Here is a 16,262-nt window from a genome sequence, read left to right as displayed (position 1 = left end):
GCGGTGGGGCGCCCCCGGCCCGTCCGGTCGGCTGCCGGCTAGGCGCAGTACTGCGCTGCCTTGCCGATCGACCGGTACATGCAGTCCGCGTTCTCCAGCAGCTGGAGCACGGCGTCCCTGTTGCGCGCCGTCTCGCGGTCGATCACCTCGTCGGGCGGGTAGAAACCACCCCCGCCGCCGGTGTCGCTCGGGTACATCTCGAAGGTGTAGGCGAAGATCTTCTGGTTGCCCCACAGCCAGTCGTCGATCGTCCCGTCCGTGATGTACAGGTCGCTCGACTGCTCCGCCGTGTAGCCGTTGCTCGCCGCCATGCCGGTGCCGATCTTCTTGTAGGCGGCGAGGTCGTCGGCGGTCATGCCGGGCGCGGTGTCGTTGTACGTCCACCCGAACGGCCACATGACCAGCTCGCTGTACGTGTGGAAGTCGATGGCGGCCTTGATCTGCTGCTTGCCGCCCACTACGCGGCTGCGGACGAAGTCCGCGACGACCTTGACCTCGGGCGCCGACTCGCCGGCGGAACCGCGGTAGGTCTCGGAGCTCTTGCTGCCGCTGGAGCCGCCGCAGCAGCCCCACTTGTAGTCCCAGTTCCGGTTGAGGTCCGTGCCGACGGCGGAGGAGCCGGAGTTGGGCTGTCGGTTCTTGCGCCACGAGCGGTAGGAGCCGGAGGCGATGTCGTACTCGCCGCCGTCGGGGTTGAGGTCCGGGACGATCCAGATCTCACGGCTGTTGACCATGTCGGTGACGCGGGCGTCGGAGCCGTACTTGGAGCCGAACTCCTTGATCAGGTACAGGGCCATTTCCACGGTCAGGTGCTCGCGGGCGTGCTGGTGGTGGGTGAAGAGCACCTCGGGCTCGGCCTCGTCGGTCCCGACGTTGTCGCTGATCTTGATCGCGATGATGTCCCGGCCCTGGTACGACTTCCCGATGACCTGCTTGCTCATGATCGACGGGTATTGGGCGATGCGCTGGTTGATCTCGTTCGTCGCCTCGGCGTAGTTGTGGTAGTTCGAGTCGGCGGACGGGAAGTCGCTCGTTCCCGTGGCCACGTTGCCCAGGGACCGGTCGGGCGGCCCGGGCAGCGGGGTGACCTGGTAGCCGAGCGCGCGCAGGTTCCGGGCCTGGGCGGGGTCAGCGCTGACGACGACGGAGCGGGCGTCCACCTCGTCGATGGAGACGCCGGTGCGCAGCAGGGCGGTGCGTTCGGCGGCGGTGGCCGGGCCCTTGACCTCGTACTGGGCGATCGACTCGTCCTGGGTGGCGGTCGAGGGGGTGGGCGGTGGGGCGGCCGTCGCGCTCATCCCGTAGGCGGGGGCGCCGAGCGCCAGGGTCAGGAGGGCCGCCGTGACGGCGGCCCTCCGACGGTTGTGGAGCCGCATGCGTTCTCCTGGGTGGGAGTGTGGGGGTAGCCGTGCGGACGCGCACAGCGTGCTCTCGTGGCATGTTCGGGTCAAGAATTCGAAACCGGCCAAAATGCGGTCGGGCCGGTCGGGCCGGTCGGACCAAGCGGACACCCCCACACGTACCGCTTAGGGGAGCGCGTGGACCTTCGGACCCACCGTGTTCGACCAAGCGCTACCCGCCTTGGCGTCCCAGTTGGTCGACCAGGTCATCGCGCCGCGCAGCCCCGGGTAGGTCTTCGACGGTTTGAAGGACCCGCAGTTCGTGCCGCGCGCCAGGCAGTCCAGGGCGTTGTTCACGACGGTCGGCGAGACGTAGCCGCTCCCGGCGCCGCTGGGCGAGGCCGGGACGCCGAGGCCGACCTGCGAGGGATCGAGGCCGCCCTCCAGCTGGACGCAGGCGAGGGCGGTCAGGAAGTCCACCGTCCCCTGGGAGTAGACCTTGCCGTCACAGCCGTTCATCGATCCGCTGTTGTAGAACTGCGTGTTGACGACGGTCAGGATGTCCTTGACGTTCAACGCCGTCTTGAAATAGCCGCCGGCCGTCGACTGCATGTCGATCGTCTGCGGGGCCATGGTCAGGACCAGCGAGGACCCCGCCTTCGCGGACAGGGAGCGCAGCGCCTGCGTCATGTAGGTCGGGTCGAGGCCGTTCTCCAGGTCGATGTCGATGCCGCTGAATCCGTACTCCTGCATCAGCGCGTACGCCGAGTTCGCCAGGTTGTTCGCGGAGGCGGAGTCGTTGACCGAGATGGTGCCCTTCTCGCCGCCGATCGAGAGGACGACCGACTTCCCGGCCGCCTTCTTGGCCGCGATGTCCGCCTTGAACTGCGCCGGCGTGTACCCGCCCAGAGCGGCGGAGTCCAGGGTGAAGGAGATGGCGCCGGGCGTGGTGGTCGCGTCGGCGAAGGCGACGGCGATGATGTCGTACTGCGCGGAGACGTCGGAGATCTTCTGGACGGTCGCGCCGTTGTCGAAGTTCTGCCAATAGCCCGTCAGGGCGTGCTTCGGCACGGCCGGGTTCGGGTTCGGGTTGCCGCCGCCGGTGGTGGTGCCGGTGACCGCCGCGGACCGCGGACCCTCGCCCGCCGCGTTGTACGCGCTCACCTGGAGCGAGTACGAGGTGGCGGCGACGAGCCCGGTGAGCTGCACCGGGGAGGCGGTGACGGTGCGGACGCGGACGCCGTCCTGATACACGTGATAGCCGCTCGCGCCGCCGACCGCGTTCCACGAAAGGGTGAGGGCGCTCGCGCTCTGACCGGAAACGGCGGCCCCCGAGGGCGGGCCGGGGACGGTCGGGCCGGGGCCGGTGCCGCCGCCCCCGTCGGGGCCGAAGACGCTGAACTCGTCCACGACGTAGGCGGGCTGGCCGTACCAGCCGTGCGTCCAGACGGTGACCTTGGTGGTGTTCGGGCCGGTGGAGAAGGTGGTGGAGAGCTTCTGCCAGCCGCCGCCCGAGCCGGGGGTCCAGGTGGACACGTCCTGGGTGCCGGTGCCGGTCGCGCCCAGGTACACGTAGGAGCCCTGCACCTGCGCGCTGAGCGTGTACGTGGAATTCGGCTTGACCGTGACGGTCTGCGAGCACTGGGCGGAGTCCTGCCCGGCCGGGGTGGCCTTGAGGGCGCCGGAGCCGGAGAAGACGGGGGAGGAGACGGCGACGCCGCTGCCGCCCGTGCAGTTCCAGTCGGACAGGCCGGACTCGAAGCCTCCGTTACGGGCGACGTTGATGTCCGCGGCTTGTGCCGTACCGGCGGTGAGGGCGGTCAGGGCGCCGGCGGCGAGCGTGGCGGCCAGGGGCAGGGCGAGGGAGCGTATGCGGTTCACGAAGGCTCCGGTGGGGGGGAGAAGGGGATGTGAACGGGGTGACGGGGGCGTGTGGGGGGCCCCGGGAGCCAAGTTGGTCCAGACCAATCTCGCTGTCAAGGGTCTTGTCAATGTGGCCTGAAATGAACGCAGTTCCACCAGGTGGCCGGTCCCTGTTGTCCCGGTTTCCGGCCACCTGTGACATGTGCTCGTGGCACGGGAATCACCAAGGCCCTGCCCCACCGCGGATGACGCGGATATGGTGCTGAGGCAGGGGGGAAGTGCGCTGGTCGAGAGCGGTCGCGTCGTTCGTGCGCGGAGGTGAAGGCCGCGTGACGGGCCGGCGAAGACCGCGGTGTACGGGGTGAACAGGGGGATGCGCGTGCCGACCGCCATTGCTGTCACCACCGCCGATCTGGTGCTGCCGGCCCCGGACCGGCAGACCCCGGGCGCCGCCGTCCTGCGCCCGCCCGGGCAACTCGACCTCGAAGGCGCGCTCGCGGAGACCACCGCCCTGCTGGACGCGCACGGCCACCTCGTCGTCGTCGTGCCGACCTGGCTTCCGGCCGCCACCGTCCGGCGGTTGCACACCGTGCGGGCCATCCTGGAAACCGACCGGATCGCACTCGTCGAGGCCGACCTGCCCCCACTGGGCACCGCCCTGCTGGTACGTCAATTGCGCCTGCTCAGCGTCTGCGAGTTCAGCCCCGGGGTCGTCGCCTCGGCGGCCCGGCTGCTGTCCCACTACATCTACGCGGGCGCCCTGCTGGGCAGCGTCGCCAAGCTCGACCGGGTGCCGGTCGGGCTCAAGGCGCACGCCCGCTCCTGGTCACCGGGCGCCCAGTTCGCCGTACTCGCGCACCCGACGCCCCACCTGGCCCGGCTCACGCCCCCGGCGTCCGGCGGGGCGCACGCGGGCGGCCCCTCCGCACTGCCGCCCGGCCCCGGCTTCGTCACCCACCTCACCTTCGCCCGCGGCCAGCTCGCCTCCGACTGGGTGACGGCCGAACTGGCCCCCGCCTGGCAGGTCGGAGGAGTCATGGAGAACCCGCTGCCCGCCGACTCGGCCGCCTGGTGGGCCACCTCCAAACTGGTCGAGTTCGCCGCGGCCATCCCGGACCCGTCGGTGCTCTACCAGCTCGTCGCCTCCGTCCGTCGCGAGGAGTGCCACTGGTGCGGCATGGAACTCATCGGCGACCGGTGCGGCTTCTGCGCGGCCCCGCTGACCGCGCCCCCACCGGCCCCGCCCCCCGCCGGCGGACACGGCGCCGCACCGCCCAGATCCCGACCCTGACCGGCCCGAACGAACGAAGAACGGCGAGGTAGTACGGCCATGAACTCACGCCAGCGCCGCGGCGTCCTCTTGCTGCTCCTGTCGGTCCTGTGCGCGCTCGCGGCGTTCGCCGGGGTCCTCGTGCTGATCGGCGACGTCAACTCCAAGGTCGGGTCCGAGGTCGTCGCCTACCGGGTGAAGGGGGACATCGCCCCGTACAGCCCCCTCGGGGCGGGCCAGTTCGAGGAGGTCAAGGTCCCCAAGCGCTGGCTGTCCGAGACCGCCGTGACCGACCTCGGCGCGCTGAAGGGAAAGATCGCCCTCACCACGCTCAAGAAGGGCTCCCTCCTCCAAGCGGACATGTTCGTCGACAAGCCGCAGCTCCAGCCGGGCGAGCAGGAGATCGCGATCATGATCGACGCCGCGACCGGCGTGGCGGGCAAGATCACCTCAGGTGCCAAGGTCAACATCATCGCCACCTTCAAGGGCGCCAAGGACACCGATCCGTCCCGCTCCGTGATCATCGTCGCCAACGCCCGCGTGCTGAACGTCGGCAAGCTCACCCCGCTCGACAAGGACAGCGACAAGAAGGGCCCCGCCGAGGCGGTCCCGATCACCTTCGCCCTGAACACCAAGGACACCCAGCGCGTCGCGTACGCCGAGTCGTTCGCGGAGCATGTACGGCTGGCCCTGGTGGCCCCCGGCACCGAGTCGGTCCCCGGCCCGGGCGACCGCACGTACACCCTCGACGGGGACAAGTGAGGCCCGGATGAGCACCCGAATCCTCCCCGCGGTCGGCGACCCGGACGCCGCCCGCCTCATCACCACCCTCCTCGGCCGGCTCCCGGCCGCCGAACCGGCCGGCCCCCTGCCCGACTCGACCGCCCTCCTCGACACCCTGGCGCGGCTCGCCGCCGAGTCCGTCGACGAACTGCCCGAGGTCGTCCTCGTCCACGAGCGGATCGGCCCGCTGCCCGCCCTGGAACTCGTCCGCGAGGTCGCCCTGCGCTTCCCGGCGGTGGGCGTGGTCCTGCTGTCGTCCGACGCCGGACCCGCCCTGTTCTCCGCCGCGATGGACTGCGGCGCGCGCGGCCTGATCGGCCTCCCGCTCTCCTACGAGGAACTCGCCGCCCGCGTCCAGGGCGCCGCCCAGTGGTCCGTGGGCGTACGCCGTCACCTCGGCCGGGGCCCCGAGGCGCCGACGGGACCCGGCGGACGGGTGGTCACCGTCGCCGGGGCCAAGGGCGGCGTCGGCACGACCTTCACGGCGGTGCAGTTCGCCCTGGCCGCGGCCGTTTCGGGGCGCCGTACGGCACTGGTGGACCTGGACCTCCAGGCCGGGGACGTGGGCTCGTACCTCGACGTGCAGTTCCGCCGCTCCATCGCCGACCTCGCCGGTATCCAGGACATCTCCCCGCGGGTCCTCCAGGACGCCGTGTACGACGACCGCACCGGGTTGGCGCTGCTGCTGGCCCCGGGCGACGGCGAACGGGGCGAGGAGGTCGACGAACGGGCCGCGCGCCAGGTCGTCGCCGCCCTGCGCGCCCGCTACGAGCTGATCGTCATCGACTGCGGTACCCAGGTCACCGGGGCCAACGCGGCCGCCGTGGAACTGGCCGAGGTGGCGGTCCTGGTGACCACCCCCGACGTGGTCGCGGTACGGGCCGCCAAACGCCTGGTCCGCATGTGGGAGCGGCTCCAGGTCCGCAAGGCCGAGGACACCGTGATGGTCGTCAACCGCTGGAGCAAGCACACCGAGATCCAGCCCGCCCTGATCGAGAAGATCACCAAGACCCGGGTGACCCGCACCCCGGTCCCGGCCGCCTTCAAGGAGCTCCAGGCGGTGGTGGACGCGGGCCGGGTCCAGGACCTCGACAACCGCTCGACCGTCAAGCAGGCCCTGTGGAAGGTCGCCGGGGAACTCGGCCTGCTCACCGCCCCGACCACCGCCTCCCCACCCCCCTCCGCCGAATTGGCCGTACGGGCGGCGGCCGGGCCACTGGCCCGGCTGCGCCGGGGCCGGGAGGGGTGAGGGCGTGCCCGCGCGGAGCCGGCGCGGCGCCCGCCCCCGGGACCGTGGACAGGTCGCCGTCGAGTTCGTCGGCATGGTGCCGCTGATCCTGCTGCTCGTCGCGGCGGTGTGGGAGTGCGTCCTGATCGGCTACGCCTTCTCCCTGGCGGGCAACGCGGCGGACGAGGCGGCGCGGGTCGGGGCCGTGCACGGCGACGGGCCCTGCCAAGCGGCGGCGCGCCGGCACATCGGGGACGCCTGGACCGTGAAGGTGTCCTGCGGCAACGCGGGGGACATCTACAAGGCGACCGTGGAACTCAACGTCCCCGTCCTGTTCCCCGGGCTCGACATCGGCGTTCCCATCACGGGCGAAGGCGGCTCGCCACAGGAGCAGGAGAGGGGAGGGGAGTGAGATGAGAGGAAGTCCAGGGGCTTCCCGGGACCGGGGTCAAATGGCCCTGGAGTACATCGGGTTCATCCCCATCCTGCTCTTCGTCGCGCTGTGCGGCATCCAACTCGGCTGGGTCGGGTACGTGCACCAGCAGGCCGAGACGGCGGCGCGCACGGCGGCCCGGGTGGAGGCCCGCAAACCGGGGGCGGGGGAGGCCGCCGGCCACGCGGCGATCCGTTCCGGGCTCGCGGCCACCATCACGGTGTCCGGCGGCGGGGACGCGGTCACCGCCAACGTCTCCATCCCGGTCACCTCCATCATCCCCGGCCTCGGACTCGACCCCGCCACCGCCACCGCCGTCATGCCCAACGACGACCCGAAGGGACCCTGACGATGAGCCTGCGTTCCCGGGTCAACACCCCCGACGACCGCCACAACCCGCGCGAGGACGGCCGACTGGTCTCCGCCTACCGCGCGAAGCTGCTGGAGGAGATCGACCTCGCCGAGATGTCCGCGCTCGCGCCCGCCGAGCGCCGGGCCCGGCTGGAACGCGTCCTCGGCCACATCATCAGCCGCGAGGGGCCCGTCCTCTCCACCGTCGAACGTGCCCAGCTCATCCGCCGCGTCGTCGACGAAGCGCTGGGCCTCGGCGTCCTCGAACCGCTCCTCGAAGACCCGTCGATCTCCGAGATCATGGTCAACGGCCCGGACCAGATCTTCGTGGAGCGCGCCGGACGCGTCGAACAACTGCCGCTGCGCTTCGCCTCCCACGAGCAGCTCATGCAGACCATCGAGCGCATCGTCTCGACCGTCAACCGCCGTGTGGACGAGGCCAATCCGATGGTGGACGCCCGGCTGCCCAGCGGCGAGCGCGTCAACGTCATCATCCCGCCGCTGTCCCTGACCGGGGCCACCCTCACCATCCGCCGCTTCCCGCGGGCCTTCACCCTGCCCGAGATGATCAGCCTCGGCTCGCTGGACGAGCAGATGTTGCTCCTGCTGTCCGGCCTGGTGCAGGCCAAGCTGAACGTGATCGTCTCCGGGGCCACCGGCACCGGCAAGACCACCCTCCTCAACGCCCTCTCCGGCCTGATCCCCGAGGGCGAGCGCATCATCACCATCGAGGACTCGGCCGAACTCCAACTCCAGCAGGCCCACGTCATCCGCCTAGAATCCCGCCCCGCGAACGTCGAGGGCAGCGGCCGGATCACCATCCGCGACCTCGTACGCAACTCCCTGCGCATGCGCCCCGACCGCATCATCGTCGGTGAGGTGCGCGGCGGCGAGACCCTCGACATGCTCCAGGCGATGTCCACCGGCCACGACGGCTCCCTGGCCACCGTCCACGCCAACAGCTCCGAGGACGCCCTGACGCGGTTGCAGACGCTGGCGTCCATGTCGGAGGTGGAGATCCCCTTCGAGGCGCTCCAGGACCAGATCAACAGCGCGGTGAACGTCGTCGTCCAACTCACCCGCTTCGGGGACGGCTCGCGCCGCATCACCGAGATCTCCATCCTCGACTCGCACGGCCGCGAGCCCTTCCGGATCATCACCGTGTGCCGGTTCTCGGCCCGGCCCATGGGCGCGGACGGCCGCGTACACGGCCACTTCGAGTACTACCCGCTGCCGCGCACGCTCGCGGACCGCCTCTACATGAACAACCAGCCGATCCCGCAAGCCTTCGGGGTCGCCCAGTCCGACGATCAGCTCGCCGCCCGGACCACCGGGGCCCCCGGCTTCCCCGGGGCCCCCGGAGGCCCTTGGGCGACGGGTTCCCCCGGCGGCCCCGGAACCCCCTGGACCACTCGGAACGTCCTGTGAACCCACTGATCCTCCTCACCCTCGGCGCGACGCTGCTCGCCTGCCTGCTCGTGGTCCTCGGCGTACACGCCTACGCCGCGGGCCGCGCCCAGCGCGCCGCCCTCGTCGAACGCCTCTCCGCGAGCGGCGCCCCGGAGCCGCTCGGCCGACGGCGCCGCTTCCGCGGGGTCGACCGCCGCTTGCGCCGCACCCGACTGGGCCGCCGCATCGAGGTGAAGCTGGCGACGACGGGCCTGGACCTCACCCCGGGCGAGTTCTTCGTCTACATGCTGATGTCCGTCATCGGGGTCTGGCTCGTCTCGGCGTCCCTCCTGGCCCCCTTCTTCGGCCCGGTGGCGGGACTGATCGGGCTGTGGGCGGCCAACGCCTTCCTCAACTGGCAGCGCACGCGCCGCACGGAGCGGTTCATCAACCAACTCCCCGAACTCGCCCGCATCCTGGCCAACGCCACCCAGGCCGGCCTGGCGCTGCGTACGGCCATCGGCATGGCGGCGGAGGAACTGGAGGCCCCCGCGGGCGAGGAACTCGCCCGCGTCGCCGACCGCCTCGCCGTCGGCCACTCCATCGAGGAGTCCCTGGGCGAACTGACGCAGCGCCTGCCCTCGCGCGAACTCGTCGTCCTCGTCTCCACCCTGGTCCTGTCCGCCCGCGCGGGCGGCACGCTCGTGGGGAGCCTGCGCAACCTCACCGTGACGCTGGAACAGCGCAAGGAGACGCGCAGGGAGATCCGTACGCAGCTCTCGCAGGTGACGGTGACGGCATACCTGGTACCCGCGATCGGGCTCGGCTCGTTGCTGCTCGTGGACATGATGATGCCGGGCGCCTTGGACCGCATGACGGGCGCCTTCATCGGGCAGACGGCCGTCATCGTCGCGCTCGGCCTGTTCACCCTGGGGTTCGTCCTCATCCGCCGACTGTCGAAGATCGACGTGTGAGGAGGGCCGCGTGATCACACTGCTGCTCGCCGCGGCCCTCGGGCTGTCGGTCTTCGGGGCCCTGTACGGGGTCCGCCTCTACCGCGCCGACGTCAAACTCCCGAGCGACCTCGCCCTCGCCCTCGAAGTCGGCGCGACCCGCACCACGGCCGTCGGCTCCCTCGTCGACCGCATGGGCATCCGCTGGGCCCCCCTGGTGCTGCGCGCGATGGGCCAGGACCGGGTGGCGCGCAAACGCCGCCAGATCGACATGGCGGGCAACCCGGCCGGCCTGACCATCGACCGGTACGCCGCCCGGCGCGCGGTCTACGGGTTCCTCGGCGCGCTCGGCGCCTTCGCGATGCTGATCAACGGGCAGGTCGTGGCCGCCCTGCTCATGGTCGCCTTCGGCCTGTTCTGGATCGAGGTCGGCCTGTGGTCGGCGATCCGGGTCCGCAGGGACCACATCGAGCGGACGCTGCCCGACTTCCTCGACGTGCTGGCCGTCGTCGTCAGCGCCGGACTCGGCTTCCGGCAGGCGCTGGAGCGGGTCGCGGGCAAGTACGAGGGGCCCTGGTCGGACGAGATCCGCATCACCCTCCAGCAGATGGACATGGGCGTCAGCCGCCGCCAGGCCTTCGACGAACTGCGCCGGCGCAACGACTCCGAGCAGGTGGCCCAGTTCGTCACCGCCCTCCAGCAGGGCGAGGAGCTGGGCTCGCCGATCGTGGAGACGCTGATCGCGATCGCGGAGGACATGCGCCGCACGGACGCGCAGAACGCCCGCCGGCGGGCCGCGCGGGCGATCCCGAAGGCCACCTTCACGGTCACCATGTTCATGCTGCCCGGCACCCTGATCCTGCTCGTCTGCGGTTTCGTCTACGGGGCGAACATCGACTTCGGCGCCCTGTTCGGGAGCGGGTGAGCCATGGCTCTCTCCCTGGGCTTCACCGCCGCCGTCTCCCGCGAACCGGTTCGTTCGCAGGTGCTGCCGCCCCTCACCCTCCAGGTGAACGCCCTCCAGGCGCTGTGCCGGCAGGTGTTCGCCTTCCGGATGGTGATGACCGCCCTCGGCGCGCCCCTCGCGCTCGGCCGGACCGCGCCCGGCGCCCCCGTGTACCTGGTCGGCGGGGCGGTCCTGCTCACCTTCATGCTGTCGTACGTGGCGTTCCGCGACTGGGAGCGCTTCGGCCCGCTGCTGCTGCGCCACCGCTGGCTGCTGGCGCCGGACATGGCGTTCAGCGCCCTGCTCCTGATCACCGCCACACCCGCCTCCCCGCTCGGCCCGGTCGCGCTCTGCACACCGCTGCTGGCCGGGCTGGTCTACGGATGGCGCGGCTCGGCGCTCTACGCGGCCGTCCAGGCGGCCCTGGTGGCGGCGGCGTCGGGCGGGACGACCCTGGCGGGACTGTGCCTGCTCGCGGGCGCCGCGGGCGCCTCCCTGCGCGGCCTCCTCTTCCGCTTCGGGGCGGCGAGCCAGGCCCTGACCGAGACCCGGGCGCGGCTGGCGGTGGCCGAGGCGGTACGGGCCGAACGGGACCGCTTGGCCCGCGAGATGCACGACTCGGTGTCGAAGACCCTGCACGGCTTGGCCCTCGCCGCCGACGCCCTCTCCCGCACCGCCACCGACCCCCCCGACCCGGAGGCCACCCGCCGCCAGGCCCGGGCGGTGGCGGAGGCGGCCCGTCAGGCGGCGGCCGAGTCCCGCGACCTGCTGACCGACCTGCGCCGCGACCTCGACACCCCGGGCGTCTGCCTGTCGGCGGAGCTGCGGGCGCTGGCGGACGCCGAGCCGCGCGTCGCACTCCGTACGACAGGGGTGTTGCCCCTGCTGCCCGCCGCGGTCGCCGCGCACCTCGTGGCGGTGGCCTCGGAAGCCCTGGAGAACGCCCGCCGCCACGCGTCGGCGTCGTCGGTCGGGGTCGAGGCCGCCGTCCGCGGGCCGCGGTTGGTCCTCACGGTGGAGGACGACGGGTGCGGCCTGCCGCCGGGCGGTGTCGACGTGAGGGCACTCTCGGACGCCGGCCACTTCGGCCTCCTCGGCATGACGGAACGCGCGGCGGCCATCGGCGCCCGCCTGGACGTCGGCCCCCGCCCAACCGGCCCCGGCACCCGGGTCCGCCTCGACCTCTGCCTCGGGAGCCTGTGATGCCCCCACTGCGCGTCCTGATCGCCGACGACAACCCGGTCGTACGGGCCGGCCTGGCCGCCCTGCTGGCGACCGCCGAGGACCTGGAGGTCACCGCCCAGGCGACCGACGGCCGCGAGGCGTTGAACCTGACCCGCCTCCACCGGCCCGATGTCGTCCTGCTCGACGTGCGCATGCCGGGCGTCGACGGCATCTCCGCCCTGCCGCACCTCGTCCGGTTGGCACCGGTCCTGATGCTGACGTACAGCACGGAGGCCGAGGTCGTCCGGGAGGCCCTGCTCCTGGGCGCGGGCGGCTACCTCGTCCACGGCGAATTCACCCCGGACCACCTGATCCGCGCCATCCACGACACCCACGCGGGCCGTGCCCACTTCACCCCGACGGCGGCGAACACCCTCCTCGCGGAACTCCGCGCCTCTTCGCAAACGCAACCGATTGTGGCACAGTCTTCTCAGCGACTTGTGAACCACGTTGCCTACGGCCTGAGTTCGCGGGAGGAGGAAGTCATGGACCTGATCGCATCCGGGATGAACAACCAACAGATCGCGGCGGCCTGCTTCATCAGCGAGAAGACGGTCAAGAACCACATCAACCGCATCTTCGCGAAGCTCCAGACGACCACCCGCAGCGAAGCGATAGCCCGCTGGCTGGGCACGGCCCGTCCAGGAGTGACCGGCCATGGGTAGACGTACTGCGCAGTGGGTCCGTAATTGGGCCCCGGGACCCTTGGTCACCACCGCTAACTCCCCGTATCGTCCGCCCATCGACAGCGGCACCGGCCCGGGAGGAAACCCCCATGTCACACAACGCACTGCTGAAGGCCACCGTGCAGACGAAGGTCCGGGTGAGCGGGTGGGCGGACACGGCGGTGGCGCGGATGCGCAAGCGGTACGCGAACCTGGACCGCGGCCAAACGGCCTTCGAGTACCTGGGCATCATCCTGGTGGTCGTGGTCATCATCGGGGCAATCATTGGCACGGGCATCGGCACCGCGATCACGAACAAGATTGCCAGGGCGGTGGAGAGCATCAAGGCCGGTGGCAGTTGATGATTGCCGCACTTCGAAGCGACCAAGGGCAGGCCTTCCCCCTCTATGTCGTAGTGGTGGCGGGTCTGCTTTTCGCCGCCCTGGCGTTCTTCGTGATCGGGCAGGCTGGGGTTACACGCAGCGATGCGCAGGGGGCAGCCGACTCTGGGGCTTTGGCGGCTGCAGGTGCAGCACGAAACGATGTCTTCACGGGACTCGACCTGCCGGGTTTGACTCCCGAGTCCTGGGAGTCCGTCCTATCCGGGTCGCGATTCGGGATCGGCGACGCTTGTGCAACCGGTCTCCGTTTCGCGGCCTTGAATGATGCAACAGCTCAGTGTGAACCCGACCTGCCTCGGTTCACTGTGACGGTGGAGACGGTGCGCACCGTTGGAGAGTCCGTGATTCCTGGTACGGAGCGCATGCACGGGACGGCGACCGCGACCGCCGTGATCGAGTCGCAATGTCATCTTGTGGGTGCTCCGCTGCCTAGTCCCAGCCCGTCCGTCACCCCGTCGCCGACGCCCAGCCCCGGGGGAGAAGGGCCGTCGGGTCCAGAGCCCGTCAGTTTCGTCTGCAAGGGCGGAGGCACCATCAAAGTCGACCCCCACAATCCGGGTTCCTTGAGCAAGCTGGCAAAAGGCCTCTTTACGGTCCGGTTGGTCAAGTGATCGCGAGCGAGAGACAGGAAAGCGGCACATATATGAGCATGCGGCACATGGCGAAGGCGCGGGGCGGAGCGGCTGTAGTGGTGGCGGCCCTCACTGTTGTGCTGGCTGGATGCGGCGGAGGCGGCAGCGCCAAGGATGATGCCAAGCCGTCGAACGCCCAGTCTCACAAAGCGGGATCGCAGACGCCTGCTGCCAACCCGACACAGAGTGACACCCCCGCACCCATCATCGCGACCTTGAAGGGGCCGGCTGAACTCACGCTCGCGATCAATTCGGCAAGCCGTGATCAAGGGGGTTTCCTTACCGTGAGTGGGCAGATCAAGAACGGCGGAACTGAGGCGTTCGTAGAGACAGCTGCGTGGCGCGGCGATGAGAAGAGCGCCAGCGCTGCATCCGTGGCGGGGGCGACTCTGACCGACAAGCCCGGAAAAAAGAGGTACTACGGCCTGCGTGACACTGACGGCAGGTGCTTGTGCACCGTCGGCATCACCCGCATTGGACCTGGCGAATCCATGCCCTTCTTCGTTCAGTTCCCGTCTCCGCCAGCCTCGACGACGGAGGTGGACTTCAACCTCCCCACCTTCGCCACGGCCACCGTCAAAATCTCCGGGTGACCCCATGACCAAACGCCACCGCGTCTCCGCCGCGACCGCCGTCGCCGGGCTCGTCATCGCCGGCGCCCACATCCTCGGTGCGACCACCGCGTACGCCGACGACGTCAAGCCTTCCGTGCCGCCCGGGACCGAGCCCTCCGCCGCCGCGCCCGTCGCCATCGATTCCAACGCGCCCGGGCTCAAGATCCCGCAGGGCGGGACCCTCGCGCCCGTCAAGGTGCTCGACATCGCCGAGGTCGTCGAGGACCTCGGTGGGGAGCAGCGGCGACAGGAGACCAACCAGACCGTCATGATGGCCCTGCAGGCCGAGGTGCTCTTCCCCGAGGACAGCGCCGTCTTCAACGCCCAGGCGGCCGCCCGCATCCAGGCCATCGCGCAGGAGATCAACCAGCAGAAGGCGACCCGCGTGCGGGTCTTCGGGTTCACCGACGACCAGGGCAGCTACGAACACGGCAAGGAACTGTCCAAACAGCGCGCCGACGCCGTGCAGGCGGAGCTGGCGAAGACGGTGACCAGTCCCGGGGTCATCTTCGACGTCCGGGGTTACAGCGAGGACTACCCGATCGCCGACAACGGCACCGAAGAGGGCCGCAAGAAGAACCGTCGCGTCGAGGTCACCTTCCCCCGTAGCGAGAAGTAGGCCGCCCCGCCGCCCCGCCCCGCCCCGCCCGGCCGTCCCCCGCCCCCGACCCGCCACCCGGCCTAACGCAGCGTGTGAGGGGGCGCCGTCCGAGGTATGTGTCCCGTTCCTACCGGCGGAGGAGGAGACTCGGCATGCCACGGGCTCGGGTGAACGGCGTGGAACTCTTCTACGAGGTCACGGGCGAGGGCGATCCCCTCGTACTGGTCCACGGGTCCTGGGTCGACCACCACACCTGGCGCCTGGTCGCCCCGCGCCTCGCCCGCTCGTACCGGGTGGTGGTCTACGACCGTCGCGGTCACAGCGGCAGCGAGCGTCCGCCCGGCCAGGGGACCCGTAGGCAGGACGAGGACGACCTCGCGGCGCTCATCGAGACCCTGGACCTCGCCCCGGCCCACGTCGCGGGGGGTTCCTTCGGCGGGTCCACCGCCCTCGGTCTCGCCGCCCGCCGCCCCGACCTGTTCCGTACCCTCGCCGCCCACGAGCCCCCGTTGCTGGGTCTGGTCGAGGGCGATCAGGAAGCGGAGGCCGCCCGCCTGCGCCTGGACGCCGTCTTCGCGGACATCCGTGGCGGCGACATGGCGACCGCGGCCCGGCGCTTCGTGGAAGAGGTGGTCTCCGGGCCGGGCGAGTGGGACAGGGTGCCGGAGTCGATCCGCGAGACGTTCATCGCCAACGCCCCGACCTTCCTCGACGAGCAGTCGGACCCGGCTTGGGCGATGGTCGACCTCCCGCGCCTCGCCGCCACTTACAGCGGCCCCGCCCTGCTGACCACAGGCAGCGAGGGCATGCCCTGGTTCCCGGGAATCGTCGCCACGCTCGCCAAGGCGCTGCCCCGGGCTCGGGTGGTCACCCTGGAGGGCGCCGGCCACGTCCCCCACCTCACGCACCCCGACGCCTACGTCGACACCCTCACCGGGTTCCTGCGGGCGGCTACGGCTGCTGCTGGTGGTGGGCCTGGACGATGAGGTCCGTGGCGACTTCCAGGGCCGCCTTGCGGGTCTCCTCCGGGTCGCCTTCGACGTGCTGGAGGAACATCATTCCGGCGTGCAGGGTGAACAGCGCGCTTATGCACCGCACTTGGTCGGCCAGCGGGGCGTCAGCGGCCCTGAGCAGTTCCACCAGGGCGAAGAGCCGCTTCTTCATCGTCTCGCCGATGCTGAGCTCTCGTACCGTCGCCTGGTTCTCCTGCATGAACCGGTAGAGCGGGACCCCCGACGCCATCGCCTCGCTGTAGCGGCGCAGCACCTCGCGCTTGGTGTCCAGCGTGCGGGGCTGCTCCTCGGCCCAGCCGATCAGGTCGTCGATGGGCCGGGTCAGGTCGTCGAAGACGCTGATGATGATGTCTTCCTTGGTCTTGAAGTGGTAGTAGAGCGCCGCCTTCGTGACGTCCAGCCGCTCCGCGATCTCGCGCAGCGACGTCTTCTCGTACCCCTGCTCGGCGAAGAGCTCCAGCGCGACGTCCTGGATGCGCTGACGCGTGTTCCCGCGCCGCTGGTGCGGACTGCTGCTGGACATGACTCTCCCCAAAAAACTTACTTGACGCCCGGC

General features: G+C 70.7%; 18 protein-coding genes. 15 read left to right on the top strand and 3 right to left on the bottom strand.

Features of this window, described 5'->3' with window-relative positions; genetic code table 11:
* Positions 1–38: 38 nt before the first annotated feature.
* Both ACV7NM_RS12455 and ACV7NM_RS12450 read right to left on the bottom strand, forming a co-directional pair.
* The gene (locus tag ACV7NM_RS12455; protein WP_463410362.1) at positions 39–1,376 is read right to left on the bottom strand and encodes a M14 family metallopeptidase; all 1,338 of its coding nucleotides are present in this window, start codon (positions 1,374–1,376) and stop codon (positions 39–41) included.
* Positions 1,377–1,526: 150 nt separating this feature from the next.
* Positions 1,527–3,221 carry a chitinase gene (locus tag ACV7NM_RS12450; RefSeq protein WP_463410361.1) on the bottom strand — a complete coding sequence of 565 codons (1,695 nt, stop codon included), beginning with the start codon at positions 3,219–3,221 and terminating at the stop codon, positions 1,527–1,529.
* 355 nt (positions 3,222–3,576) lie between these two features.
* On the opposite strand from ACV7NM_RS12450, the gene ACV7NM_RS12445 reads away from it, so the two are divergent.
* The 15 genes from ACV7NM_RS12445 (at position 3,577) to ACV7NM_RS12375 (ending at position 15,679) form a co-directional block, all read left to right on the top strand.
* Positions 3,577–4,494, top strand: coding sequence for a hypothetical protein (locus tag ACV7NM_RS12445; RefSeq protein ID WP_463410360.1), 918 nt, complete (start codon positions 3,577–3,579; stop codon positions 4,492–4,494).
* A 39-nt stretch (positions 4,495–4,533) separates the two neighbouring features.
* Positions 4,534–5,235, top strand: a complete 702-nt coding sequence (gene cpaB, locus ACV7NM_RS12440; RefSeq protein ID WP_463410359.1) for a Flp pilus assembly protein CpaB — start codon at positions 4,534–4,536, stop codon at positions 5,233–5,235.
* Between the two features lie 7 nt (positions 5,236–5,242).
* Positions 5,243–6,505: an AAA family ATPase gene (locus tag ACV7NM_RS12435; protein WP_463410358.1), complete on the top strand. Its 1,263-nt coding sequence runs from the start codon at positions 5,243–5,245 to the stop codon at positions 6,503–6,505.
* 4 nt (positions 6,506–6,509) lie between these two features.
* Positions 6,510–6,896: a TadE/TadG family type IV pilus assembly protein gene (locus ACV7NM_RS12430; protein WP_463410357.1), complete on the top strand. Its 387-nt coding sequence runs from the start codon at positions 6,510–6,512 to the stop codon at positions 6,894–6,896.
* Between the two features lie 40 nt (positions 6,897–6,936).
* Positions 6,937–7,266: a TadE/TadG family type IV pilus assembly protein gene (locus ACV7NM_RS12425; RefSeq protein WP_463410356.1), complete on the top strand. Its 330-nt coding sequence runs from the start codon at positions 6,937–6,939 to the stop codon at positions 7,264–7,266.
* Positions 7,267–7,268: 2 nt separating this feature from the next.
* Positions 7,269–8,696, top strand: a complete 1,428-nt coding sequence (locus tag ACV7NM_RS12420; RefSeq protein ID WP_463410355.1) for a CpaF family protein — start codon at positions 7,269–7,271, stop codon at positions 8,694–8,696.
* Entirely contained in the window at positions 8,693–9,631 is a 939-nt protein-coding gene (locus tag ACV7NM_RS12415; protein WP_463410354.1) for a type II secretion system F family protein, read from the top strand. Before ACV7NM_RS12420 ends, ACV7NM_RS12415 begins: the two co-directional genes overlap by 4 nt.
* Positions 9,632–9,644: 13 nt before the next feature.
* Entirely contained in the window at positions 9,645–10,535 is an 891-nt protein-coding gene (locus ACV7NM_RS12410) for a DUF5936 domain-containing protein (protein ID WP_463413918.1), read from the top strand.
* A 3-nt stretch (positions 10,536–10,538) separates the two neighbouring features.
* Positions 10,539–11,759, top strand: a complete 1,221-nt coding sequence (locus tag ACV7NM_RS12405; RefSeq protein ID WP_463410353.1) for a sensor histidine kinase — start codon at positions 10,539–10,541, stop codon at positions 11,757–11,759.
* Complete coding sequence (locus ACV7NM_RS12400) at positions 11,759–12,445, top strand: response regulator (RefSeq protein ID WP_463410352.1); 687 nt, start codon at positions 11,759–11,761, stop codon at positions 12,443–12,445. The genes ACV7NM_RS12405 and ACV7NM_RS12400 overlap by 1 nt, the downstream gene beginning before the upstream one ends.
* Before the next feature lie 110 nt (positions 12,446–12,555).
* On the top strand, positions 12,556–12,807 hold the full coding sequence (locus ACV7NM_RS12395; protein ID WP_463410351.1) for a hypothetical protein: 252 nt from the start codon (positions 12,556–12,558) through the stop codon (positions 12,805–12,807).
* The gene (locus ACV7NM_RS12390; protein WP_463410350.1) at positions 12,807–13,457 is read left to right on the top strand and encodes a pilus assembly protein TadG-related protein; all 651 of its coding nucleotides are present in this window, start codon (positions 12,807–12,809) and stop codon (positions 13,455–13,457) included. The genes ACV7NM_RS12395 and ACV7NM_RS12390 overlap by 1 nt, the downstream gene beginning before the upstream one ends.
* Positions 13,454–14,071, top strand: coding sequence for a hypothetical protein (locus tag ACV7NM_RS12385; protein ID WP_463410349.1), 618 nt, complete (start codon positions 13,454–13,456; stop codon positions 14,069–14,071). Before ACV7NM_RS12390 ends, ACV7NM_RS12385 begins: the two co-directional genes overlap by 4 nt.
* A 4-nt stretch (positions 14,072–14,075) precedes the next feature.
* Positions 14,076–14,711 carry an OmpA family protein gene (locus ACV7NM_RS12380; protein ID WP_463410348.1) on the top strand — a complete coding sequence of 212 codons (636 nt, stop codon included), beginning with the start codon at positions 14,076–14,078 and terminating at the stop codon, positions 14,709–14,711.
* A gap of 134 nt (positions 14,712–14,845) precedes the next feature.
* Entirely contained in the window at positions 14,846–15,679 is an 834-nt protein-coding gene (locus ACV7NM_RS12375) for an alpha/beta fold hydrolase (protein WP_463410347.1), read from the top strand.
* Here the strand turns inward: ACV7NM_RS12375 and ACV7NM_RS12370 are convergent.
* Entirely contained in the window at positions 15,645–16,229 is a 585-nt protein-coding gene (locus ACV7NM_RS12370) for a TetR/AcrR family transcriptional regulator (protein WP_463410346.1), read from the bottom strand. The genes ACV7NM_RS12375 and ACV7NM_RS12370 overlap by 35 nt on opposite strands.
* Positions 16,230–16,262 lie beyond the last annotated feature (33 nt).

Source organism: Streptomyces sp. Tek67B01 (genome assembly GCF_055231995.1).
The sequence above is the reverse complement of the archived record's forward strand: the minus strand, read 5'-3'. Positions and strand labels throughout refer to the sequence as shown.

Coding starts and splice junctions, on each gene's coding strand:
- ACV7NM_RS12390 (WP_463410350.1), top strand. CDS start 12,807: ATGATTGCCGCACTTCGAAGCGACCAAGGGCAGGCCTTCCCCCTCTAT.
- ACV7NM_RS12405 (WP_463410353.1), top strand. CDS start 10,539: ATGGCTCTCTCCCTGGGCTTCACCGCCGCCGTCTCCCGCGAACCGGTT.
- ACV7NM_RS12435 (WP_463410358.1), top strand. CDS start 5,243: ATGAGCACCCGAATCCTCCCCGCGGTCGGCGACCCGGACGCCGCCCGC.
- ACV7NM_RS12455 (WP_463410362.1), bottom strand. CDS start 1,376: ATGCGGCTCCACAACCGTCGGAGGGCCGCCGTCACGGCGGCCCTCCTG.
- ACV7NM_RS12400 (WP_463410352.1), top strand. CDS start 11,759: ATGCCCCCACTGCGCGTCCTGATCGCCGACGACAACCCGGTCGTACGG.
- ACV7NM_RS12420 (WP_463410355.1), top strand. CDS start 7,269: ATGAGCCTGCGTTCCCGGGTCAACACCCCCGACGACCGCCACAACCCG.
- ACV7NM_RS12425 (WP_463410356.1), top strand. CDS start 6,937: ATGGCCCTGGAGTACATCGGGTTCATCCCCATCCTGCTCTTCGTCGCG.
- ACV7NM_RS12370 (WP_463410346.1), bottom strand. CDS start 16,229: ATGTCCAGCAGCAGTCCGCACCAGCGGCGCGGGAACACGCGTCAGCGC.
- ACV7NM_RS12380 (WP_463410348.1), top strand. CDS start 14,076: ATGACCAAACGCCACCGCGTCTCCGCCGCGACCGCCGTCGCCGGGCTC.
- ACV7NM_RS12375 (WP_463410347.1), top strand. CDS start 14,846: ATGCCACGGGCTCGGGTGAACGGCGTGGAACTCTTCTACGAGGTCACG.
- ACV7NM_RS12445 (WP_463410360.1), top strand. CDS start 3,577: ATGCGCGTGCCGACCGCCATTGCTGTCACCACCGCCGATCTGGTGCTG.
- cpaB (WP_463410359.1), top strand. CDS start 4,534: ATGAACTCACGCCAGCGCCGCGGCGTCCTCTTGCTGCTCCTGTCGGTC.
- ACV7NM_RS12395 (WP_463410351.1), top strand. CDS start 12,556: ATGTCACACAACGCACTGCTGAAGGCCACCGTGCAGACGAAGGTCCGG.